This window comes from Kribbella sp. NPDC004138, assembly GCF_053603655.1.
Window position 1 is genome coordinate 151,961 of sequence record NZ_JBSGFZ010000018.1, and the last position, 22,292, is coordinate 174,252.

The 22,292-nt window shown below is 70.1% G+C and carries 21 protein-coding genes and 1 pseudogene; 12 read left to right on the top strand and 10 right to left on the bottom strand.

The genetic code is table 11. The annotated features are described in order from the left end of the window. Nucleotides 1-62: 62 nt before the first annotated feature. On the top strand, nucleotides 63-2,690 hold the full coding sequence (locus ACWEOO_RS25220; RefSeq protein ID WP_363710434.1) for a phosphoenolpyruvate carboxylase: 2,628 nt from the start codon (nucleotides 63-65) through the stop codon (nucleotides 2,688-2,690). Beyond that, entirely contained in the window at nucleotides 2,690-3,496 is an 807-nt protein-coding gene (locus ACWEOO_RS25225) for a biotin--[acetyl-CoA-carboxylase] ligase (protein ID WP_452145097.1), read from the top strand. The genes ACWEOO_RS25220 and ACWEOO_RS25225 overlap by 1 nt, the downstream gene beginning before the upstream one ends. A gap of 74 nt (nucleotides 3,497-3,570) precedes the next feature. Here ACWEOO_RS25225 and ACWEOO_RS25230 read toward each other — a convergent pair whose 3' ends face one another. Both ACWEOO_RS25230 and ACWEOO_RS25235 read right to left on the bottom strand, forming a co-directional pair. After that, nucleotides 3,571-3,678, bottom strand: a complete 108-nt coding sequence (locus ACWEOO_RS25230) for an MFS transporter small subunit (RefSeq protein WP_422386627.1) — start codon at nucleotides 3,676-3,678, stop codon at nucleotides 3,571-3,573. Then, entirely contained in the window at nucleotides 3,675-5,078 is a 1,404-nt protein-coding gene (locus ACWEOO_RS25235; RefSeq protein ID WP_452145098.1) for an OFA family MFS transporter, read from the bottom strand. Before ACWEOO_RS25235 ends, ACWEOO_RS25230 begins: the two co-directional genes overlap by 4 nt. Before the next feature lie 165 nt (nucleotides 5,079-5,243). Here ACWEOO_RS25235 and ACWEOO_RS25240 point away from each other — a divergent pair, with 165 nt between their 5' ends. Beyond that, complete coding sequence (locus ACWEOO_RS25240) at nucleotides 5,244-5,861, top strand: PH domain-containing protein (RefSeq protein ID WP_452145099.1); 618 nt, start codon at nucleotides 5,244-5,246, stop codon at nucleotides 5,859-5,861. Here ACWEOO_RS25240 and ACWEOO_RS25245 read toward each other — a convergent pair. Further along, nucleotides 5,858-7,069, bottom strand: coding sequence for a GNAT family N-acetyltransferase (locus ACWEOO_RS25245; RefSeq protein WP_452145100.1), 1,212 nt, complete (start codon nucleotides 7,067-7,069; stop codon nucleotides 5,858-5,860). The genes ACWEOO_RS25240 and ACWEOO_RS25245 overlap by 4 nt on opposite strands. A gap of 76 nt (nucleotides 7,070-7,145) precedes the next feature. On the opposite strand from ACWEOO_RS25245, the gene ACWEOO_RS25250 reads away from it, so the two are divergent. Next, nucleotides 7,146-8,063, top strand: a complete 918-nt coding sequence (locus ACWEOO_RS25250; RefSeq protein WP_452145101.1) for a hypothetical protein — start codon at nucleotides 7,146-7,148, stop codon at nucleotides 8,061-8,063. A 1-nt stretch (nucleotide 8,064) separates the two neighbouring features. Here the strand turns inward: ACWEOO_RS25250 and ACWEOO_RS25255 are convergent, their stop codons facing one another. Next, nucleotides 8,065-8,625, bottom strand: coding sequence for a GtrA family protein (locus ACWEOO_RS25255; RefSeq protein ID WP_355696517.1), 561 nt, complete (start codon nucleotides 8,623-8,625; stop codon nucleotides 8,065-8,067). A 154-nt stretch (nucleotides 8,626-8,779) separates the two neighbouring features. On the opposite strand from ACWEOO_RS25255, the gene ACWEOO_RS25260 reads away from it, so the two are divergent. From ACWEOO_RS25260 to ACWEOO_RS25270, 3 genes are all read left to right on the top strand, one after another. Beyond that, nucleotides 8,780-9,952 carry a 5-(carboxyamino)imidazole ribonucleotide synthase gene (locus ACWEOO_RS25260; protein WP_452145102.1) on the top strand — a complete coding sequence of 391 codons (1,173 nt, stop codon included), beginning with the start codon at nucleotides 8,780-8,782 and terminating at the stop codon, nucleotides 9,950-9,952. 8 nt (nucleotides 9,953-9,960) lie between these two features. Further along, nucleotides 9,961-10,464: a 5-(carboxyamino)imidazole ribonucleotide mutase gene (gene purE, locus ACWEOO_RS25265; protein ID WP_452145103.1), complete on the top strand. Its 504-nt coding sequence runs from the start codon at nucleotides 9,961-9,963 to the stop codon at nucleotides 10,462-10,464. A gap of 76 nt (nucleotides 10,465-10,540) precedes the next feature. Continuing rightward, nucleotides 10,541-11,761: an MFS transporter gene (locus ACWEOO_RS25270; protein ID WP_452145104.1), complete on the top strand. Its 1,221-nt coding sequence runs from the start codon at nucleotides 10,541-10,543 to the stop codon at nucleotides 11,759-11,761. Here ACWEOO_RS25270 and ACWEOO_RS25275 read toward each other — a convergent pair. Continuing rightward, a complete protein-coding gene (locus ACWEOO_RS25275) occupies nucleotides 11,758-13,095 on the bottom strand; it encodes a UDP-glucose dehydrogenase family protein (RefSeq protein ID WP_452145105.1) in 1,338 nt (445 codons plus the stop codon). The genes ACWEOO_RS25270 and ACWEOO_RS25275 overlap by 4 nt on opposite strands. A 124-nt stretch (nucleotides 13,096-13,219) precedes the next feature. Here ACWEOO_RS25275 and ACWEOO_RS25280 point away from each other — a divergent pair, with 124 nt between their 5' ends. After that, nucleotides 13,220-14,383, top strand: a complete 1,164-nt coding sequence (locus tag ACWEOO_RS25280; protein WP_452145106.1) for an acyl-CoA dehydrogenase family protein — start codon at nucleotides 13,220-13,222, stop codon at nucleotides 14,381-14,383. On the opposite strand, the gene ACWEOO_RS25285 is transcribed toward ACWEOO_RS25280, so the two are convergent. The 3 genes and pseudogenes from ACWEOO_RS25285 to ACWEOO_RS25295 form a co-directional block, all read right to left on the bottom strand. Continuing rightward, nucleotides 14,376-15,365: an FAD-dependent monooxygenase gene (locus tag ACWEOO_RS25285; RefSeq protein WP_452145107.1), complete on the bottom strand. Its 990-nt coding sequence runs from the start codon at nucleotides 15,363-15,365 to the stop codon at nucleotides 14,376-14,378. The genes ACWEOO_RS25280 and ACWEOO_RS25285 overlap by 8 nt on opposite strands. Nucleotides 15,366-15,394: 29 nt before the next feature. Next, nucleotides 15,395-15,565: pseudogene (locus ACWEOO_RS25290) on the bottom strand (NAD(P)-binding protein); the annotation flags it as partial. Nucleotides 15,566-15,698: 133 nt separating this feature from the next. Then, nucleotides 15,699-16,649: an NADP-dependent oxidoreductase gene (locus ACWEOO_RS25295; RefSeq protein WP_452145108.1), complete on the bottom strand. Its 951-nt coding sequence runs from the start codon at nucleotides 16,647-16,649 to the stop codon at nucleotides 15,699-15,701. 110 nt (nucleotides 16,650-16,759) lie between these two features. Between ACWEOO_RS25295 and ACWEOO_RS25300 the strand changes: the two genes are divergently transcribed. Both ACWEOO_RS25300 and ACWEOO_RS25305 read left to right on the top strand, forming a co-directional pair. After that, nucleotides 16,760-17,293: a MarR family winged helix-turn-helix transcriptional regulator gene (locus tag ACWEOO_RS25300; RefSeq protein ID WP_452145109.1), complete on the top strand. Its 534-nt coding sequence runs from the start codon at nucleotides 16,760-16,762 to the stop codon at nucleotides 17,291-17,293. A 2-nt stretch (nucleotides 17,294-17,295) separates the two neighbouring features. Next, on the top strand, nucleotides 17,296-17,796 hold the full coding sequence (locus ACWEOO_RS25305; protein WP_452145110.1) for a GNAT family N-acetyltransferase: 501 nt from the start codon (nucleotides 17,296-17,298) through the stop codon (nucleotides 17,794-17,796). On the opposite strand, the gene ACWEOO_RS25310 is transcribed toward ACWEOO_RS25305, so the two are convergent. Then, nucleotides 17,774-18,340 (bottom strand): TetR/AcrR family transcriptional regulator, encoded by a 567-nt coding sequence (locus tag ACWEOO_RS25310; protein ID WP_452145111.1) that lies wholly within the window; start codon nucleotides 18,338-18,340, stop codon nucleotides 17,774-17,776. The two genes, ACWEOO_RS25305 and ACWEOO_RS25310, sit on opposite strands and share 23 nt — an antisense overlap. A 73-nt stretch (nucleotides 18,341-18,413) precedes the next feature. On the opposite strand from ACWEOO_RS25310, the gene ACWEOO_RS25315 reads away from it, so the two are divergent. Both ACWEOO_RS25315 and ACWEOO_RS25320 read left to right on the top strand, forming a co-directional pair. Then, on the top strand, nucleotides 18,414-18,863 hold the full coding sequence (locus tag ACWEOO_RS25315) for a pyridoxamine 5'-phosphate oxidase family protein (RefSeq protein ID WP_452145112.1): 450 nt from the start codon (nucleotides 18,414-18,416) through the stop codon (nucleotides 18,861-18,863). Nucleotides 18,864-18,929: 66 nt separating this feature from the next. Further along, nucleotides 18,930-20,306, top strand: coding sequence for a serine/threonine-protein kinase (locus ACWEOO_RS25320; protein WP_452145113.1), 1,377 nt, complete (start codon nucleotides 18,930-18,932; stop codon nucleotides 20,304-20,306). Between the two features lie 34 nt (nucleotides 20,307-20,340). On the opposite strand, the gene ACWEOO_RS25325 is transcribed toward ACWEOO_RS25320, so the two are convergent. Continuing rightward, nucleotides 20,341-22,230: a vWA domain-containing protein gene (locus ACWEOO_RS25325; protein ID WP_452145114.1), complete on the bottom strand. Its 1,890-nt coding sequence runs from the start codon at nucleotides 22,228-22,230 to the stop codon at nucleotides 20,341-20,343. Nucleotides 22,231-22,292: the final 62 nt, after the last annotated feature.

Below are 22,292 nucleotides of genomic sequence, written 5' to 3' on the forward strand. Positions count from 1 at the left end.
ATCGGCTTCCAGTGGGCGGACTCGGCAGCGTGGACGGGCGTCCGCCGATAGGGTGGGCGAACGTGAGCGAGACCGGTAGTGAGACCCGTACCCGCGCGCGGTTCGAGGTGCCTGAAGAACTCAGGGCCGACGTCCGCCTGCTCGGCGAGATCCTCGGCAAGGTCCTGGTCGAGTACGCCGGTCAGCCGCTGCTCGACGACGTCGAGAAACTGCGCGAGCTGACCATCGCCGGCGACGGCGCCGCGGCCGAGGAACTGGTCGCGTCCTGGCCGCACGAGCGCGCCGAGGACGTTGCCCGGGCGTTCACCTGCTACTTCCACCTGACGAACCTCAGCGAGGAGCTGCACCGGGCGCGGGTCCTGCGGGAGCGTGACCGGGCCGGCAGCGAGGCCGTCGTGTCGGAGCTGGCCCAGGCCGTCGAGCAGATCTCCCGCGACAGCGGCGAGCAGCAGGCCCGCGCACTGCTGAACGGCCTGGAGTTCCGCCCGGTGCTGACCGCGCACCCGACCGAGGCCCGGCGCCGCGCCGTGCTCGCGACGATCCGCCGGATCACGTCGCTGCTCGACGAGCGGCACGACCCGCGGGCCGGCGACAGTGACCTGGCCGAGAACCGTCGCCGCCTGGTCGAGCAGGTCGACGTCCTGTGGCGTACGTCGCAGCTGCGCACCAGCCGCCCGTCCCCGCTGGACGAGGTGCGGTCGGCGATGGCGGTGTTCGAGGAGACGCTGTTCACCGTCGTCGGCAACGTGTACCGGCGCCTCGACGACGCGCTGGCCGGTGACGCGGCCGGGACGCGGACGCCTGTGGTGGCGCCGTTCGTGCACCTCGGTTCGTGGATCGGCGGCGACCGCGACGGCAATCCGAACGTCACCGCCGCGATCACTCGCGAGGCGATGCAGATCCAGGCCGACCACGTGCTCCGCGCACTGGAGCAGGCCACCGAGGCGCTCGGCCGCGCGCTGACCCTGGACGCCGCGACCACGCCGCCGTCGGCCCCGGTGCGCCGCATCCTGGAAGACGCGCGGGCGGTCAACCCGGAGCTGATCACCGACATCGAGACGCGCTCCCCGGCCGAGCCGCACCGGCAGCTCCTGCTGCTGGCTGCTCGCCGGCTGGCCGCGACCCGGTCCCGCGACGCGGACTTCGGGTACCCGCGGGCCGCCGACTTCCTGCACGAGCTCAAGGTCCTGCAGGACTCGCTGGTGACCGCCGGTGCTCCGCGCCAGGCGTTCGGCGAGCTGCAGCAGCTGATCTGGCAGGTGAACTCGTTCGGGTTCCACCTGGCCGAGCTGGAGATCCGTCAGCACTCCTCGGTGCACGCGAAGGCGCTGGAGGAGGTGCTCGGCGGCGGCGAGCTGTCCGACCAGACGGAGGAAGTGCTCGCGACGCTCCGGGTGATCGCGCAGATCCAGCAGCGCTTCGGCCCCGAGGCCTGCCGCCGGTACGTCGTGTCGTTCACGCGCAACGCGGGCGACCTGGCGGCCGTGTACGAGCTGGCCGACGCGGCGCTCGACGGACGTCCGATCGAGCTCGACGTCGTACCGCTGTTCGAGACCGGCGAGGACCTGCAGAACTCGGTCGAGGTGCTCGACAACGCGATCCAGCTCACCCGGGTCCGGCACCGGCTCACCGCGAACGACCGGCGTTTCGAGGTCATGCTCGGGTACTCCGACTCCGCGAAGGACGTCGGCCCGGTCTCGGCGACGCTGGCGCTGTACGACGCGCAGGCGCGGATCACGGCGTGGGCGCAGCGCAACGCGATCCGGCTGACGCTGTTCCACGGCCGGGGCGGCGCACTGGGGCGTGGTGGTGGCCCGGCGAACCGCGCCGTCCTCGCCCAGGCTCCCGGATCGGTGGCCGGGCGGTTCAAGCTCACCGAGCAGGGCGAAGCGATCCCGGCCCGGTATGGCAACGCGGCGATCGCGCAGCGGCACATCGAGCAGGTGACGGCAGCGACGCTGCTGGCATCGACCCCGGCTGTCGAGGAGCGGGCCGCGGTGGCGGCCGAGCGGTTCTCGGTGATGGAGAAGACGCTCGACGAGGCCGCGCGGACGGCGTACCACCGGCTGGTGAAGGCGGACGGGTTCGCGGAATGGTTCAGCACCGTGACGCCGCTGGAGGAGCTGGGGCAGCTGCCGCTCGGATCGCGCCCGGCGCGCCGGGGCGTCGCGGTGTCGTCGCTGGAGGACCTCCGGGCGATCCCGTGGGTCTTCGCGTGGTCCCAGGCCCGCGTGAACGCGCCCGGCTGGTTCGGTCTCGGTACGGCGCTCGCCGCGGTCGGTGACGTCGACCTGCTGCGCGACGCGAACCAGAACTGGCCGCTGTTCCAGGTGATGCTGGAGAACGCGGAGATGTCGCTGGCCAAGACGGACCGGCGCATCCTCGGCCGCTACCTCGAGCTGGGCGACCGGCCCGAGCTCACGCAGCAGATGCTCGACGAGCACGAGCTGACCACCGAGTGGGTGCTCAAGGTGCTCGGCCAGGAGCGTCTGCTGCAAGGGCGGCGTGTGCTGGGCCGTGCGGTCGAGCTGCGCAACCCGTACGTCGACGCGCTCAGCTACCTGCAGCTGCGGGCGTTGCGGACACTGCGGACCGACGACTCACTGGACGAGGAGCAGATCGTCCGCACCCGCCGGTTGCTGTTGCTGACCGTTTCGGGTGTCGCCGCCGGTCTGCAGAACACCGGCTGATGTTCAGCGACCTGGACCGGCCCCCGCTGGACGAGAAGTTCCTGCGGGGGCGGCTGGTGCGTCCCGGTGCGCTGTGGACGCAGATCGACGTACTCGCGGAGACGCCGTCGACGAACGCTGTCGTGGCGGCTGCGGCCGCGGCTGGTCAGCCCGAGGGGCTGGTCGTTGCCGCGGAGTACCAGTCGTCCGGGCGCGGACGGCTGGGGCGGACGTGGACCACTCCACCGCGGTCTGCGTTGCTGATGTCTGTGCTGCTGCGTCCTGTTGCGGTCGATGCCGCGCGCTGGCCGTGGCTGGGTCTCCTTGTGCCGCTGGCCGTTGCAGCCGCCGTACGAAAGGTCGCCGAGGTCCCGGCACAGGTGAAGTGGCCGAACGACGTGCTGGTCGAGGACCGCAAGCTCGCCGGCATCCTGCTGGAGCGCGTCGACGGTGCCGCGGTCGTCGGCATCGGCTTGAATGTGACGCTCCGCTCCGACGAGAAGCCCCACGAGGCCGCCACGTCCCTGGCTCTCGAGGAGGCGACCACGACCGACCGAGCCACTGTCATGGCGGCAGTACTGCGCGAGCTCGCTGGTCGTTATCAGTCCTGGGTCGACGCCAGTGGCGATCCGTCGGTCGTACTTCCGGAATACCGCGCGCTGTCGGCAACCCTGGGACAGGCAGTCCGCGTGGAGTTGCCCGATGGCACCTTCCTCGAAGGCACCGCCCGCGACCTGGCCGACGACGGCCGCCTCATCGTCGACACCCCCGACGGCCCACGCCCCCTGGCAGCAGGCGACGTCACCCACCTACGCCGAGCCGGCTGACTTTGTGCACCAGGTCCGCACATTCGGGCGCCGAAGGTGCGGATCTGGTGCACAAAGTCGCCCTACCAGCCGCGCTACTCGGTGAAGATCTTGGCTGCGGTGATCAGGGTTTCGATGACGCCGTAGCCGAGGAGTACGGCGACCAGGAGCCAGGAGATGACGAGGCGCGGGGTCTGGTTCATGACGTTGCCTCCAGCGTGGACTCGGACTTCTCGTGGAACCGTTGGGAGACGGAGCGGATCAGCAGGTTCGCGACGAACCCGACGGCCAGCACGCCGACCATCGTGAACAGGGCCGGCCGGTACGCCGACGCGGTCAGCGTGCCCGGTTTGCCCTCGCGGTCGAGGAACCCGTTGATGATCAGCGGACCGGCGATACCGGCCGCGGACCACGCGGTCAGCAGCCGGCCGTGGATCGCGCCGACCTGGTAGGTGCCGAACAGGTCCCGCAGGTACGCCGGAACCGTCGCGAACCCGCCGCCGTAGAACGAGATGATGACCGCGGCCAGCAGCACGAACACCACGGTGCTGCTGTCTCCGATGCTCGCCAGCAGCGTGTACGCGATGATCCCGACGCCGAGGTACATCGCATAGATGGGCTTGCGGCCGATCAGGTCGGACGTCGAGGACCAGCCGAACCGGCCGGCCATGTTGAAGATCGACAGCAGGCCGACGAAGCCGGCCGCGGCCGCGACGGCGACGCTCGACTTGCCCCCTGTGACACCGTCGCCGCGGAAGAAGTCCTGGATCATCGGACTGGCCTGCTCGAGGATGCCGATCCCGGCGGTGACGTTGCAGAACAGCACGACCCACAGCAGCCAGAACTGCGGCGTCTTGATCGCGTTCGCCGCCGAGACGTTGCCGGTGGTGACGAGCGTCTTCTGCCGCACGGCCGACGAGTCGAAGCCCGCCGGCGCCCACCCGTCAGCGGGGACGCGGATGTTGAAGACGCCGAACATCATGATGACGAAGTAGCCGATGCCCAGCGTCAGGAACAGCCCGACGAGTGCGCCGCCGCCGGCCACCGACGTACTGACGTTCGGGTCGTAGCCGGAGTCGTAAAGGCCGAGCAGTTGCCGGGACAGCGGGCTGGCGACCAGCGCGCCGCCGCCGAAGCCCATGATCGCCAGGCCGGTCGCGAGTCCCGGGCGGTCCGGGAACCACTTGATCAGCGTCGAGACCGGCGAGATGTAGCCGATCCCGAGACCGATGCCGCCGATCACGCCGTACCCGAGATAGACGAGCCAGAGCTGGCCGGTGCCGATGCCGAGGGCACCGACTCCGAAGCCGGAGGCCCAGAAGCAGGCGGCGACGAACATCGCCTTCCGCGGGCCGTTGCGCTCCACCCAGGTGCCGCCGACGGCGGCGGACAGGCCGAGCATCACGATCGCGATGCTGAACACCACGCCGACAGCGGTCTGACTGCTGTCGAAGTGCTTCACCATCGAGGTCTTGTACACGCTGGTCGCGTACGCCTGGCCGATGCACAGGTGTACCGCGAGCGCGGCGGGCGGGATCAGCCAGCGGCTGTAGCCCGGCGGTGCGACGGTGTGTTCCCGGTCGAGTATCGACAAGACTGCCATCACGGCTCCTTCTCGTCCCCCAGCTGATAACCCCTCGCGCATCCTGGCTCACTGTATGCATTTTGTGAAGTGTTAAACCTCTTTGCCGCCCGATCGTGCCCGCGGGAGTGCCCTCGATCGTGTCGGGAGGGGACAACCGAACCCGGGACCTGTGAGACTGGGTCCATGGCGATCTCGGCGAAGTTGTTGGGTGAGGACGAGTACGTCGTCGTCAGCACCCGAACGCACTGGAAGGCGCTGATCGGCCCGGTGCTCCTGCTGCTGGTCGTCGCGGCCCTGGGCGGTTTCCTGGCCGCGATCGTGCCGTCCGGCTCGCTGCAGACGCCGGCCCGGATCGCGATCCTCGCGGTCGGCGTGGTGGTCCTCGCGACGTTCGCGCTGAAGCCGTTCCTGAACTGGTTCTTCTCGACGTACACGATCACCAACCGGCGGCTGATCACCCGGCACGGCATCCTTACCCGGACCGGCCGCGACATCCCGCTGATGCGGATCAACGACGTGTCCTACGAGCACGGCCTGGTCGACCGCCTGCTCGGCTGCGGCACGCTGCACATCGAGTCCGCCGGCGAACGCGGTCAGGTCGTGCTCCCCGACGTACCGCACGTCGAGCACGTCCACCTACAGATGTCCGACCTGCTGTTCGGCGGGCCCGAGGGCCGGCCCGGCGACGGCATCCTCGAAGACGAGCAGCCGCCGGAGCACATGCGCCGCCGCCCGCAGCCGCAGGAGCAGCAGCCGCGGACCGACGACGGCACGATCTTCAGCTCGGACGACGACCGCTAGAAGACTTCCAGGGTCACCGGTGCGACCGGCCAGCCGAAGGCTGCTGTCGTGCGGGTCAGCGCGCCCGGGGTGTGCTCGGTGACGCGGCCGGTGGCGGCGAACTCGGTCAGGGGACGACCGCCGAGGTAGGCGCCGCCGAGTTCCGTGACCGACAGGCTCAGGTCGGGCGCGTCGTTGGTGCGGTCGCACGTGACCGTCGAGCCGTCGGCGGTCAACCGGAACCGTCCGGTGTTCGACTCGATCACGTTGTCCGTCACGTCCAGCACGACGTCGAGCGGTGTGGCATACCGACGCTGCCGCAGGGCCCGCGGTACGTCGGTCACCCGCAGCCACAGCGATTCGCCGAGCCGGCGCTCCAGGGCGGTCGGGTAGCTGACGAGTTGCTGGAGCGGCTCGTCCACGGCGCCGTACTCGTAGGTGAGCTTGGCGCTCAGGTCCATCGTCAGCAGGTGCTGCCAGAGCGCCTTGTACGCCGGGAGCTCGGGTGCGACCAGTTCCTCGACGGACACCTCGTGCGCCGGGCCGGTCGGTCCCCAGATCATCTTGCCCCGCCACAGCGCGTACCCGTCGATGCTTCCGGTCTCGTCGCGGTGCGCCAGGATCCGCCGCTCGGTCCGCCCGCCCCGGTCGTCCGGCTTGTCCTGGAGGCGGGCCTGCCAGCGCAGCTCGGACCGCCCGGACACCCCGGATCGTTGCGTCTGCAGCCTGCGCAGGATCGCCGGCAGCTCCTTGAGCGCCTCGTCCACGGTGAGTACACCGAGCTCGCCCGGACGGATCCGGTCGTTGGACGGACCAACACGGTGCAGGTCGACGGTGTACTCCACGCCCCACGCGGCCGCGGCGTACCCGAAGCGCCCGTAGATCGCCGGCTCGCTCGCCCACAGTACGGCGATCGCCTCCGGCACCTCGCGCAACTGCCGCCCGATCAGCTGGGACATCACTCCGCGCCGACGATGTGTGGGCTGCACGCCGACACCGGTCACGTGCGCAGCGTCCACCAGCGCACCAGGCACCGACAACTCCCGCGTCAGCGCCCTGGTCGTCCCGATGATCTGGCCACCGTCAGTCGCCACCAACGCCCGATCCGGCTCGAACAGCCGCTGCCACAGCTCGTCCGGCTTCGGGTCGAACATCATCGCCCCGCCGAACACCGCCTGCACCGCGCCGTACTCGCCGGCCTGTGCCGCCCGTACCTGGATCTCGCTCATCCCCGCATCTTCACATGCCGTATCGACAACCGCCGCCGATTTAGGACCATCAAGGTAGGTAGAAGGGGGTGGACCAATGATCAAGCCACTCGCAACAACCGCGGCGGCCCTGCTCGCCGCAGCAACCCTGGCGCCGGCCGGTACGGCGTCCGCCACATCGACGGACAGCTGCGGTCTGTCGGCTTCGTCGGTCACCGCGGGAGGTGACCACAACAACGTCGGCATCCTGTCCACCAGGCCGCCCACGGTGAGCCGCCAGGCGCTCGGGCGCGCAGCGTTCGCGCCGGGCCGGGTGAAGGTGATGGCGACGATGTCGGTACTCGCCGACCAGGGCCCTGACGGCTCTCAATACGCCGTGTACGGCTACGTCGTCATCGGCGACGCGCTCTACCAGGCGGCGTACGACGCGCACGGCGACGGGATCATCGACAACCCTCCGGCGGCCTTGCGGCGGATCGGTGGCGGCTGGGGGAACTTCACGACGGTGGAGGAGGCCGAGTACCAGGGGCCGACCCAGGGCGGCGTCTCGCGCTGGAACGTGTACGGCCTGCGCAGTGACGGCGTGCTCTTCCGGTGGAGCGTCAGCAGCAAGGGCGTCTGGCGCAGGACCGGGTCCGCGCCCGGCTTCAGCTCGGTGAAGTCGATGGCGCTGGTCAGCAAGTCGGCGACCTACGACACCTTCGTCGCGAACACCCGCGGCGGAGCGCTCTACACGATCCACATTCCGACCAGCTCACCGATGAAGCCGGTGGTCAAGGTGGTCCGCACCCGCACCTGGCAGGGGTTCGAAACCTTGATCGCGCACAAGTGCGGTGTCTACGGCACGCTCCTGCTCGGCATCGACAAGGACACCGACTCGGCCTACCTGTACGCCGTCGGGCGCTTCACCGGGACCAGCACCGTGATCCAGTCGGTGGGCAAGGTCCCCGCAACCTTTGCCGACAACGTCTACGCCGGGCTGAAGGACCCGGGCACGCCCTTGAACGGCGAGTGACTCAGCGAACGACGGGGAGGTCGCCGGTCGACTCCCCGTCGAGCTCGGCGGGGGAGTCCGGGGCCGGGGTGTGTTCGACCTCGTCCAGGGCGATCTCTTCCCTGAAGACGAACTTCCGGTACGACCAGAAGCGGAACAGGGTGCCGAGGCCGAGACCGATGAAGTTCGCCGCGATGTTGTCGGACAGCCAGGTGTGCAGGTCCAGCACGTACCGCGAGAAGGCCAGACAGCCGGCCGCGATCAGCAGGCCAATGCCGTTCAGCACGAAGAAGAGCACGTACTCACGGTGCAGGCCGCTGCGCTCGCGGTGCCGCCACGTCCAGTACCGGTTGCCGAAGTAGGTCACGATCGTGGCGACCGTCGTCGAGATCAGCTTCGCGGTCAGCGGCTTGTGGTGCAGCATGCCCTCGCCTGAGTCCGCGAGGACCAGCGGGTTGTTGAACACCAGCCAGTTGTAGATCGGCAGGTCCACGACCAGCCCGAGGACACCCACCAGACCGAACTTGGCCACTTCGTGCACCAGGTGCTGGAACTGGTGGTACAGCTTGGTGACGAGCTTCAACGGGGTTCGGAACCTTCTGTGATCACACCGCGACGGGGAGGGCAGCTTCCCACGGTACCCGGCGACCGGTGCTACCCCGAAATCGCCCGCGCGCCCCAGAGTGTCAAACCTGGCCGCCGTCGGGCCGATGCTGTAAGGACATTAGGCTCCCACCGTGAAGTTCGATCGGAAGGACCTCCCCGCCGGTACGCCGGTGGTCGGCATGGTCGGTGGCGGGCAGCTGGCCCGGATGACCCAGGAGACGGCCGTCGCGCTCGGCATCCAGCTCCGCGTGCTCGCGGAGGGCGCGACGGTGTCGGCGGCGCAGGCGGTCGCCGACGCGCCCGTCGGCGACTACCGCGACCCGGAGACGGTCCGCCGGTTCGCCGCCGAGGCGGACGTGGTGACGTTCGACCACGAGCACGTCCCGACCGACCTGCTGCACACGCTCGAGGCGGACGGGGTCGCGGTCCGGCCCGGCCCGGACGCGCTCGTGCACGCCCAGGACAAGGCCGTGATGCGGGCCCGGCTCGACACCTTCGACGCGCCGTCGCCGGCGCACCAGGTGGTCGCGAACGCCGCGGACGTCGAGGACTTCGCCAAGCGGGTCGGCGGCTTCCCGGTCATCCTGAAGACCACCCGCGGCGGGTACGACGGCAAGGGCGTGTGGTTCGTCGACGGCCCGGACGACCCGCAGATCGCGACCGCGTTCGGCAGCGGCGTACCGATCCTGGCCGAGGAGAAGGTGGACTTCGTCCGCGAACTGTCCGCGATCGTTGCGCGCTCGCCGCACGGCCAGGCGGTCGCCTACCCGATCGTCGAGTCGGTGCAGCGCGACGGCATCTGCGTCGAGGTGACCGCGCCCGCGCCCGGCCTGGCACCGGAGCGCGCCGCCCAGGCACAGCAGACCGCGCTGCGGATCGCCGGCGAGCTCGGCGTGGTCGGCATCCTCGCGGTCGAGATGTTCGAGGCCCGGGACGGCCGGTTGCTGGTCAACGAGCTCGCGATGCGTCCGCACAACACCGGGCACTGGTCGATCGACGGCGCGGTCACGTCGCAGTTCGAGAACCACCTGCGCGCGGTGCTCGACCTGCCGCTCGGATCACCCGCCGCGCGGGCGCCGTACACCGTGATGGTGAACGTGCTCGGCGGCGACGTCGAGGACATGCACCGCGGCCTGCTGCACTGCATGGCCCGCGACCCGGGGCTGAAGGTCCACTTCTACGGGAAGTCGGTGAAGCCGGGCCGCAAGGTCGGCCACGTCACGGCGTACGGCGACGATCTCGAACAGACCCGGGAACGCGCGCGGCACGCGGCGGCGTACCTGACCGGCACCATCGACGAGTAAGGGTGAACATGTCCGTTGGAATCGTGATGGGGTCGGACTCCGACTGGCCGACGATGAAGGCCGCGGCGGAGGTCTGCGCCGAGTTCGACGTGCCCTTTGAGGCAGATGTGGTCTCGGCGCACCGGATGCCGACCGAGATGATCGACTACGGACGGTCAGCGCACGAGCGGGGCCTCAAGGTCCTGATCGCCGGCGCCGGCGGGGCCGCGCACCTGCCCGGGATGCTCGCGTCGGTGACGCCGCTGCCGGTGATCGGCGTCCCGGTACCGCTGAAGTACCTCGACGGGATGGACTCGCTGCTGTCGATCGTGCAGATGCCGGCCGGCGTTCCGGTTGCGACGGTCTCGATCGGGAACGCTCGGAATGCGGGGCTGCTGGCGGTCCGGATCCTGGCGGCTTCCGACGAACGGCTGCGGGAGCGGATGATCGGCTTCCAGGAGTCGCTCGCGGAGATGGCCCGGGGGAAGGGCGGCACGGTGCGTGACGGGGCGGCAGAGTTGCGTAAAGGTTGAGGTCTGGACTGGTTTTCCACAGGTCGGGGGCGGGTAGTCGTGAGATCCCATTGGTTGTCGTCTAAGGTCGTCGATCGTGACTCCGCCCACTGACTCGGACACGCAGCGCATTCCGGTCCGCTACTGGATCTGGCTGTTCGGCGCTGCCGTGTCCCTCCTCGGCGATCTGACGATGTCGTTCGCCATCGGCTGGTCCGCCACCCGCCACGGCGGCAGCGTCGCCGGGCTCATCCTGCTGCTCGCCGCCGCCCCGAGAGCGATCCTCTTGCTGGTCGGCGGCGCGGTCGGCGACCGGTACGGCGCACCGCGCGTGCTGCTGGTGAGCTGCACCGCGATGTTCCTGGTGACCTCGGCCCTGGTCCCGGCGACCCGGGCCGTGGGCGAGCCGGTGTGGCTGCTGATCATCCTGGCCCTGGTGGTCGGTGTCATCGACGCGTTCTTCCTGCCCTCGTCGCGCGCGATGCCGCGACTGCTCGTGCCGCCGCCGCAGGTCCCGCGCGCACTGGCGAGCTTCCAGGTGACGGGAGTCGTGTTCGCAGTCACCGGTACGGCGGTGGGCGGCGTCCTGGTGAACTGGGCCGGTCTGTCCGCGGCCGCCGGCTTCGACGCGATCACCTTCGGCATCATGATCGTGGTCCTGCTCGTGCTGCGGAACACGATCGCGCCTCCCGGCCGGACGCCGGCCGGCATGCTGCGCTCGATCGGCGCCGGGATCCAGGTCGCCTTCGGCCGGCCGCTGACCCGCGCGCTGCTGATCATGATGACCGTCGCGGCCGGTCTGCTGATGCCGCTGGACGCGCTGCTGTTCCCGCTGCTCGCCCGGGACCACGGCTGGGATGCCGCGACCGCCGGTCTGCTCGTCGCCAGCCGCAGCCTCGGAGTGGGCGTGATCGCCGTGCGCATCCTGCTGCGGGGCGCGTTCCCGCGGCCCGGCATCTTCGCCGCGGTCGGTCTGCTGGTGGCGGCGGTCGGACTGCTCGGCCTGTCGGTCCTCGATCCGCTGCCCCTGACGTTCGCCGCCGGTGTGCTGAGCGGGATCGGCGTCGGGACGTTCACCGGTCACGTGCTGCCGTTGCTGATGAACTCGGTGGAGCGTGAGTTCCAGTCCCGTCTGCAGTCCATCGTCGTGCTGTGCCAGAGCCTCGCGATCATGATCGCGAACCCGGTGCTCGGCACCCTGGCCGATGTGAGCGGCATCGGCATCACCGGCGTCTGCCTCGGTATCGCGTGCGCCTCGGCGCTCACCGGATGCGTCGTCCTGACCCGCCCGGTCCTGCGGGAGGCGAAGGTCGCCTAGGGCTTCCCGGGCGCGCGGTAGGTCCAGCCGGCGGCGCGCCAGGCGGCGGCGTCCAGGTTGAGGCGGGCGTCGACGACGACCGGGGTGCTGACGACCTGACTCAGGGCGACCGGGTCGAGCTCGCGGAACTCGGACCACTCGGTGAGGTGCAGGACGGCGTGGGCCTCGCGGCACGCCTCGATCGCAGTCGGGGCGTAGCGCAGCGTCGGGCGGACCTTGCGGGCGTTCTCCATCGCCTCCGGGTCGTAGACCGTGACATTCGCGCCGTGCAGCTGGATCCGGCCGGCCACGTCGAGCGCGGGCGAGTCGCGGACGTCGTCCGTGCCGGCCTTGAAGGCGGCGCCCAGGACGGTGACGTTCTTTCCGATCCATTCGCCGCCGAGGGCGTCGTGGGTGACGTCGACGATCCGGCCGCGGCGGTGGTGGTTGATGTCGTCGACCTCGCGCAGCAGCGTGATGACCTCTTCGACGCCGAGCTCGCCCGCGCGGTGCATGAACGCGCGCAGGTCCTTCGGCAGGCAGCCGCCGCCGTACCCCGGGCCGGCGTTCAGCATGCCGCGGCCGATCCGCTTGTCGTACCCGAGCGCGTCGGCCAGCTGGGTGACGTCGGCGCCGGTCGCGTCGGCCATCTCGGCGAGCGCGTTGATGAACGAGATCTTCGTGGCCAGGAACGCGTTCGCGCCGCCCTTGACCAGCTCCGCGGTCGGCAGGTTGCACACGACCACCGGCGAACCTTCCGCGATCGGTGTCGCGAACACCTCGCGCAGCCGCGCCTCGGCCGCCGCGGACTGGACGCCGAACACCAGCCGGTCCGGGTGCAAGGTGTCGTCGACGCCGTGCGCCTCGCGGAGGAACTCCGGCTGCCAGGCGACCTCCACCGCCGAACCGGCCGGGGACTCGCTGTGGAAGCGCTGCTCGAGGACCTTCGACGTACCGACCGGGACCGTGGAGCGGCCGACCACCAGCGTCGGCTTGGTCAGCAGCGGGGCCAGCATGTCGACGACTGAGTGCAGCTGGGACAGGTCAGCGGCCTCGCTGCCCTCGAGCTGCGGGGTGCCGGCGCAGATGAAGTGGACGTCGGCCCAGTCCGCGATCTCGCGGTAGTCGCTGGTGAACCGCAGCCGGCCGGAGTCCACGTGCTTCTTCAGCAGCGGGTCCAGCCCGGGTTCGTAGAGCGGCGCCTTGCCGTCGTTCAGCAGCTTCAGGCGGTGCTCGTCGATCTCGACCCCGATCACGTCGAAACCGAACTCGGCCATCCCGGCGGACGTGTTGCAGCCGAGGTAGCCGGTGCCGATCACGGCGATCCGGAGCGGACGGGGCGTCGCTTCACTCATGTCGGGGACTCTACCCATCGTGGTTATCGGCCGGTGACCGGCTCATGTATGGCCTGTGCGTACTTGGTCACTTTCGGGGTACGACGTCCTGCCGGCGCGCGTTGTTCGTCGTACTGTGTGACTCGTGAGTAACTCATTCGAGCTGTACGCGCTGTCCGAGGAGCACCAGGCGATCCGCGAGGCCGTTCGCGACGTCTGCGACGCCAAGGTCGCCCCGCATGCCGGGGACGTGGACGAGCTGGCCGAGTTCCCGAAGGCGTCGTACGACGCGCTGAAGGCGTCGGACTTCCACGCGCCGCACATCCCGGAGCAGTACGGCGGTGCGGGCGCGGACGCGCTGGCCACGGTGATCGTGATCGAGGAGGTCGCCCGGGCGTGCGCCTCGACCTCGCTGATCCCGGCCGTCAACAAGCTCGGCTCGCTGCCGCTGCTGCTGTCCGCCTCCGAGGAGGTGAAGCAGCGCTACCTGCCGCCGGTCGCGGCCGGTGACTCGATGTTCTCGTACTGCCTGTCCGAGCCCGAGGCCGGCTCGGACGCTGTCTCGATGAAGACACGCGCGGTTCTCGACGGCGACGAATACGTGGTGAACGGCGTGAAGCGGTGGATCACGAACGCCGGAGTCAGCGATTTCTACACGGTGTTCGCGGTCACCGACCCGTCCGCGCGCTCCCGTGGCATCTCCGCGTTCGTCGTGGAGAAGTCCGACGAGGGTGTGTCCTTCGGCGCGCCGGAGAAGAAGCTCGGCATCAAAGGTTCGCCGACGCGCGAGGTGTACTTCGACAACGTCCGGATCCCGGCGTCGCGGCTGATCGGGGAGCCTGGCACGGGCTTCAGCACCGCGATGGCGACGCTCGACCACACCCGGGTGACGATCGCCGCGCAGGCGCTCGGGATCGCGCAGGGTGCGCTCGACTACGCGCTCGGCTACGTGAAGGAGCGCAAGCAGTTCGGCAAGGCGATCGCGGAGTTCCAGGGCCTGCAGTTCATGCTCGCGGACATGGGCATGAAGATCGAGGCCGCCCGGCAGCTCACCTACGCCGCCGCCGCCCGCTCCGAACGCGGCGACACCGACCTCACCTACTTCGGCGCCGCCGCCAAGTGCTTCGCCTCCGACGTAGCCATGGCCGTCACCACCGACGCCGTCCAACTCCTCGGCGGCTACGGCTACACCCACGACTACCCGGTCGAACGCATGATGCGCGACGCCAAAATCACCCAGATCTACGAAGGCACCAACCAGGTCCAGCGCATCGTCATGGCCCGCCAACTCCTGAAGGGCATCAGCTGAGCCTGTCGTCCGGTACGGCGTCGTAGTCGGGAAGTTCAGGGCCGCCGACCGCGCGTTCCACCAGCGCGGTGATGGCATCCATGTCGGGCTCCGGACTCGGCTCGCCCTCCGGGCCGGCGCTGGTGAGCATCTGGACGTGCATCCGGCCGATCTCCTGGTTGTCCTCGACGTACGCGCGCATCCGCCGCTCGTACCCGAGGAACCCGGCCGCCGGGTCCCAGCCGGCCGTGGCGAGCTCTCCGGCCAGCATGTACGCGCCCACCAGCGCCAGTCCGGTGCCCGCGCCGGACATCGGTGACGCGCAGTACGCCGCATCGCCGAGCAGCCCGACCCGCCCGTCGGACCAGCGGTCCATCACCACTTGGGCGACCTGGTCGAGGTAGAAGTCGGGGGTGTCGTCCAGGTGCGACAGGATGCGGGGGGTCAACCAGCCGACACCGGTCATCTGCTCGCGCAACAGCCGTTTTTGGGCCTCGATGTCGCGGTAGTCGACGTCGAAGCCGGGCGACGGGAACGAGAGCATGGCGATCGCGCGGGTGGCGTCGGGAACGGGCCGCAGGCCGGCGGAGCGGCCGGCCTCCTGGTAGTCGAGCATCCAGCGGTCCAGCCCGAATTCGTTGGGCACCGTGTAGAACGCCAGTACGAGACCCAGGTGCCGGACGAAGCGTTCGCGAGGCCCGAAGACCGTCCCGCGCAGCGCCGAGTGCAGCCCGTCGGCGCCGATCACCAGGGCGAAGCGCCGCCGGACACCGCTCGCGAAGGTGACGTCGACTCCGTCCGGATCCTGACTGAGCTCGGCGATCCGGTCGCCGAAGATGTACTCGACGCTGTCGCGCGTGTCGTCGTACAGCACCTGGGAGAAGTCGCCGCGGAGGATCTCGATCTCGGAGATGTACCCGTCGCCGTCGTTGTCCTCCGCGCGGAGGTCTCCAGCACGTTCCCCCCCGCGTCCACCGTGTACGCGCCGGCGGTGTCGGTGCACGCCGCGCGCACCGCGGCGTCCAGCCCCATGCGCCGGATGACCTCCTTGGCCACCCCGCGGGCGTCCACGGCCTGCCCGCCCGGCCGTAGACCGGGCGCCTGCTCCACGACGGTCACCTCTGCACCCCGCCGGCGCAACCAGTGCGCCAACGCCGGCCCTGCGATACTCGCCCCCGACACCAACACCTCGACGCTGGTCATCGTGCCCCCTGTTCACCCGGCTGAGGTTGAGCCGACCTCGCGACCGCCGCGTCCCAGCGGTCGCCGAACGGTCGGCCAAGGCGACGATATCCGCCGGTAGGACGACGTCCGGAACAGCGCACCGGTCGGCCTGTCAGCCGGCGACCTCGTCCGACGGGGGGACGGCCACGATCTTGCCGTGAATCTGTCCGGCCTCGGCCTGCTCGTGGATCGCGGGCAGCTCACTCAGCGGCACGCGGCGGGCGATCTCGACGTGCAGGTCGCCACTGTCGACGAGGGCGACGAGGTGCGAGAGCACGTCCGCGTCGGGGTGGACGAAGATCGTTGCCGCGCGCACGTTTCGCTTCTCGTCGCCGGGTGTCGGCACGGTCGGTGTCGTGGAGACGACCACGCCGCCGTCGCGAACCCGTGCGACCAGGGCGGCGAACCCGTCGGGTGTGATCGGGGCCAGGTTGAGCAGTACGTCGACGGGCTCGGTGACCGCACCGAGTACCGAGGTGACCGTGTGGTCGATGATCTCGTCCGCGCCGGCCGCCTTGACGATCTCGGTGCTGCGCGGGCTCGCGGTGGCGATGACGTGCGCGCCGGCGCGCTTGGCCAGCTGCACGGCGTACCCGCCCACCGGACCCCCGGCGCCGTTGATCAGCACCCGCTGACCGGCCTCGAGCTCGCCGGCCTCGAAGAGCGCCTGTGAGGCGGTGAGACCGACCGACGGCAGCCCGGCGGCATCGGCGAGCGGGATGCTCGCGGGAGCCTTCACCAGTGCGTCGGCCGGGGCGACGACGTACTGCGCGGCCGAGCCGTCGGCGTGCATCGGGATGAAGCCGACGACGGCGTCGCCCACGGTGAGACCGTCGACCCCGTCGCCGAGCGCGTCGACGGTGCCGGACACGTCGTAGCCCGGGATGTGCGGCAGTATCACCGGGATGGGCAGGAATCCGCCGCGGATGCCTCCGTCGGCCGGGTTGTACGCCGACCCTGCGACCTGGACGCGTACCTCGCCCGCGCCGGTGACCGGCTGGTCGGCGTCTTCGTAGCGCAGAACCCCTGGGTCGCCCGTTGCGTGGAACCGTACTGCCTTCATGGTGCTTCCCTTCCTATGTGCTTCGGATTCGAAGCAACTGGCAATGACGCTAGCACTGCTTCGAATTAGAAGCAAGTACTTCGAGTTAGAAGCACTGGTAGGCTCGGCTCATGACCTCTTCGCCGCCTGCTCTGGACGCCACGCAGCTGAGCGCCTACTTCGCCCTGATCGAGGCGAGCAGCCTGCTGAAGCACGCCGTTGAGCAGCAGTTGCAGGAGGCTGGGAGGCTCAGCTACGTGCAGTTCCAGCTCCTGGCCACCCTCGGCGACTCCCCGGGTGGCAGCCGGCGGATGACCGATCTGGCCGACGGTGTCGTCTACAGCCGCAGCGGACTGACCTACCAGGCCCAGACACTCGAGACGCGGGGCCTCGTCACCCGGACGCCGTCCACCGACGACGAGCGCAGCATCACCGTCACCATCACCGAGGACGGACGTTCCGTGCTCGCCGGGGTCTTCCCCGGTCACGTCGCAGTGCTCGGGGACCTGCTGTTCGCCCCACTGTCCCGCGCCGACATCGAGAGCCTCGCCGATATCCTCGGCCGCGCACGCGACCACATGCGTCAGACGCCGCCACGGTCGGCACAGCAACGACGCCACAAGAAACCGTCCGGAACGGATCAGGCTCCTGGCCGGCGTGGCTGACCATGCGCGAGCCGATGGTTCTACGGCCGGTCGAACTGGCCGACATCGCGGAGTACGTCTCGTGGGGGCTCGATCGGCGGTTCTGCGAACAGGCCGGATGGACGGTGGATCTGCCCGCGGCCGCTCATGAGGCGCACTGGCGTGCGTTGATCGAGGACCCGAAGCCAGATCCGCTGCGGCGCGCGGCCGTGCTAGGGGAGGAGGTGGTCGGGTACGTCGATCTCGCGGGTGCGGAGCCCGAGCGGCGGGAGCTCGGATATGTCATCGGGCCCTCGGAGCGTTGGGGGCGCGGGCTGGGCGGGATCGCGGCGCGGCTCGGGCTCGAATGGGGGTTCGGCGAGTTGGGGCTCGCGGAGATCTGGGCCGAGGCGGTGGACGCGAATCGGGCGTCGGTGCGGATCCTGCAGTCGCTCGGGATGACCGAGGCCGGGCGCGGGGAGGACGAGGAGTTCCTCGGGGTTGCGAGCTACTACCGGCGGTTCACTCGGTTGCGATGGCGGTGACCAGGATCGTGGCGCGCTTGGTCAGCTCGGTGCGGTTGGTTGCGCCGGCGTGGATCTGCATCGCGACCCCGTCCAGCACGGACGTGATCAGCCGGGCGCGCATCCGGGTCTCATGGCCGGACAGTCCTGGCGTGCCGCGCTGGATGAGGACATCGAGCTCGCGGTAGAAGGCCTCGTAGATCTCGTGGTTGAGGCGGCGGAAGCGGGCGTGGTGGTACGCGAGCAGTGACATCGTGCCGAACACGGCGCCGGCCCCGGTGGTCCAGTTCCGGACCAGGGCACGTGCGGATTCGGACAGTCCGTCGATCGTGGTGGCCCGTCGTACGGCCGCGAGGTCGTGCTCGAACTCGGCGCGGATCACGGCCTCGAGCAGGTCGTCGCGGGTCGCGAAGTAGTACTGCAGGTTTCCGAGCTTCATCTCCGCCTTCGCCGCGACCCGGCGCAGGACGAACTGGTCGAAACCTTCGTCGACCAGCAGTTCCCGCGCGACGGCCACCACGGCGTCCCGCCGCGCCGCGCCACGGTCGCTCAACGAGTTGGTCACGCCACGCACCTTACCGCCGTCTAGGTCGTTGACCTACAATTAGGTCAACGACCTAGAACAGGAAGGTATTCGGATGCCAGACCGTATGACCCGGGCCGAGCGGGAGGCCTTTCTCACTGACGTACGTGTCGGGGTGCTTGCCGTCACGTCGGACGATCCGGAGCGTGCGCCGGTCAGCGCGCCGGTGTGGTACGACTACTCGCCGGAGATCGGCGTGACCGTGATCATGAACGCGAAGTCCCGCAAGGGCGTCGCGATCGAGGCCGGCCGGCGGTTCGTGCTCGTCGTCCAGTCGGAGGCGACGCCGTACCGCTATGTGACCGTGGAGGGGCCGGTCACCGAGATCCGAAAGCCCGACACCGCGAAGGATCTCCTGCCGCTCGCGATCCGGTACCTGGGCGACGACTTCGGCACGACGTACACCAAGGAGTGGGAGGCGGCCGGCGGGCCGGAGACCGACCTCGTGTACGTGATGCGGCCGCAGCAGTGGAACACGGCGGACTTCACCCGCGACTTCGCCTGAGCAGTCGCGTCAGCCGTCGGCGTACTACGGTGTGCGTCGAGCGGCGAGGCGTGGGAGGTTCACGGGGTGGCGGATGTGTTCGCCGGGCGGTTCGAGCTTCTCGACCCGATCGGGGTCGGTGGGGCCGGGACGGTGTGGCGGGCCTGGGACCGGCGGCAGGAGCGGCTGTGTGCCGCGAAGGTACTGCGGCAGCGCGACGCCGGTGCCTTGCTGCGTTTCGTCCGTGAACAGGGGCGGCGGCTCGATCACCCGAACGTGCTGTCGCCGTACGGCTGGGCGGCCGACGACGACATGGCGCTGCTCGCGATGGACCTGGTCGGCGGCGGCTCGGTGGGCACCCTGGTGGCGGACTTCGGGCCGCTGCCGCCGCGGTACGCCGCCGAGCTGCTCCGGCAGGTGCTCGGCGCGCTCGACACGATCCACACAGCGGGCGTCCTGCATCGCGACGTCAAGCCCGCGAACCTCCTGCTCGAGGCGACCGGCACCGCGCGGCCGGTGCTCCGGCTGACCGACTTCGGCATCGCGATCGCCCTCGGCGAGCCGCGCCTGACCATCCACGGAACAGTCGTCGGCACCTCCGGCTACCTGGCTCCCGAGGCGCTCGCCGGGGCCACGCCCGCGCCGAGCCAGGACCTGTACGCCGCGGGCGTGACCGCCTGGCAACTCCTCACCGGATCCGAACCCCCCGAACGCGGCACCCTCCCGGCCCGGCCTCTCGATGCGGTCGACCCGATCTGGGACCTGGTCACCCACCTCACCCAACCCGACCCCACCGACCGGCCGCACTCCGCAGCCGCAGCCCTGGAATCTCTCGCACCCCTCCTCGTCGAGCCTCTCGAACTCCCGGCCCAAACAGCCGACGGCGAACTCATCGAGGTCTTCGACCACCTCCCACCACTCCCCGCCGACACCCCCCACCCCAAACCCACCCTCCACGACCCCGACGTGGGCAACCTGGCGGAGGGCGGCCCGGCCGCGGGCGACCTGTCGGGTGGCGGGGCGGGGAGCGGTGGGGTGGTCCGTGAGTTGCGGAACGGTGGGGCGGCGGAGGGTGCACGCGCCAACGGGCAGGGCGGGATGCCTGCGGGGGCGGTCGGCGGTGTGTCGGTGGGGGCGGGACGGCGTGCTGGGGTGATTGCGGTGGTGGCCGCGGTGGTCGTCCTTGGAGGTGGGGGTGTTGCGCTGGCGGTGTTTGATCCGTTCGGGGGGCGGCGGGACATCAAGCCGGCTGAGACCAGCCCGGGGCCGGGTGGGGCGTCCGAGACTGCGACGACAGTTGGTGTGACTCCGGCGGGGCCGGCGAGTCGGTCGGCAGATCCTGGGATTCGGGCCGGGCAGCCGTGCGGGTGGCAGCTGGCGGGGTCGGTGGAAACGGCTGCTGACGGCACCCGAGTGGAGTGCCGTCAGCAAGGCTCGTCGTACCGCTGGGTGAAGGTCAGTTAGCCAGCCCGCTGCCCCAGTGCAGGCTGGGTGGAGCTTAGTTGGGCCAAGTGGGCTGCTGTGGGCGTCGGCCGCGCAGGATGAGGGCTGTCGCGACCCCGGCCGCCGCGAGCAGGACGGCGGCGCCGCCGATGACCCATGGCAGGGTGGAGTTGGAGCTGTCGTCGGAGGACCGACCGTCGATCGGCCCGCTCGCATTACCCGAGCCGCTCTCTGGCGACCTGGTCGACGATGGCGAGGTCACCGGGGTCTCGCTCGCCGTCGGCTCCGGCGTGCCGGACGTGCCGTACTCCGGCCCGCTCACCTTGGTACCGGCGACTGCGACGTCGATCTTGACCGGTACGCCGCCCGCCCCGGCGTCGGAGGCGCCGAGCTTGACGACGAGGTAGTACCAGCCGTCGACGGCCATCTTCCGGATGTCGGCGTCGCTGCCCTCGCGGTTCAGGTACATCACGCGGGTTGTGGCGATCGGTTTGCCGTTGGTCGGCAGCGTCATCGTGTTGCCGGTGTACGCCGTGGTGTCGCTGTCGATCTCGTCTCGCACGGGGTTGAACAGCGTGGTCGCCACGTTGACGGTCTGCCCGTCCGGCACGCCGCCGTACGTGACCCGGTACGCAAGACCCTGCCCCCAGTCCAGCTTGACCCGGTAGAACAGCTGCTCGCCGTAGTACACCGTCTCGCCGTACCGGCCCGGCCCGGGCAAAGTGCTCGCCTCGTTGAAGGACCCGCCGCCACGCACCGGCTGCCCGGCGCCCGCAGGCTCGTTGGCGAATTCGACCCGCGTGGCGGCGGCCGGCTCGCCCTTGCCGCCGACGGTCGGCGGCTCGACCCTGACCAGCAGCTCGACCGGCACCCGGTCGGTGCCCTTGTTGTCGCGGGTGACCCGGAGGACGTAGCGACCGGGCTCGTCACACGTGCGGGAGTTGTCGCCGTCAGCCAGTTCGTCCCAGCGCAGGACCGTGCTGAGACTGCCGCCGTCCGTCTTGGCCCGGGTGTTGAGCTGCCGCTCGCGCTTGTTGCAGTCGGCACCGCCCGGCCCGGTGATGCGGATGTCCAGGGCTTCGACGTCGCGGACGTTGCCGCGCGGGAAGATCGCGGTGGCGGCGAAGTACAGCGTCTCGCCCTCCTTCAGGTCGACGGCGTAGAAGCGCTCCTCCTGCGAGTCCAGCGTGTCGACGTACTGGCCCGGAGCCGCCAGCGGGGCGGTTGTCGGGTCGTTGGTCCCCGTGATCGGTTTGCCGACCGGCTCGTAGTGCCGCAGCGCCCGCTCGGTGACCCGGCCGAGTACGCCGGTGAGCGTGGCCGCGTCGTCGGCGTCGTGGTACGTGCCGCCGGTGGTCTGGGCGATGCAGGCGAGCTGCGCGCGGGCGGCGGCCCCGACCCGGAAGCCGATGGTGTGGACATGCAGGTCGATGCCCTGCTGGTGCAGCTCCTTGGCGACCTCACAGGGCTGCGGCGGGGCGCAGGTGTCCTCGCCGTCGGAGACGAGCACGATCGACCGCTGGCCTTCCTTCGGCAGCGCAGCGGCGGCCGTTCGCAGCGATCGGCCGATCGGCGTGTAGCCGCGAGCCTGCGCGCGGGACACCGCGGCCTTCAGCGCCGGCTTGTTCACTGTCCCGACCGGCTGGACGACCTGGACGTCGCGGCAGCCCGCCGCCTTCTCGGACCCTGCCGAGCCGGTGCCCGTGCCGTAGACGGTCAGCCCCACCTGAGCCTCCGCCGGCAGCCCGTCGACCATGCTGGCGACCGCGCGCTTGGCGGCGTCCATCCGGGTGCCCGTGCCGCCGGCGTCCTTGGCCTTCATCGACCCGGACGAGTCCAGGACGACCATCACCGGCGAGTACGTGTCCGCTGCGGAGGCATTTGCAGATGGGAACACGGTGGCAAGGCCGGTCACGACCAGAAGTGCGGCGGCACGGCGTATCATGGGCTACTCCAGTGTTTGCAGATCGGAACGATGATGACCATATCGTTTGCATTTGCGATTTG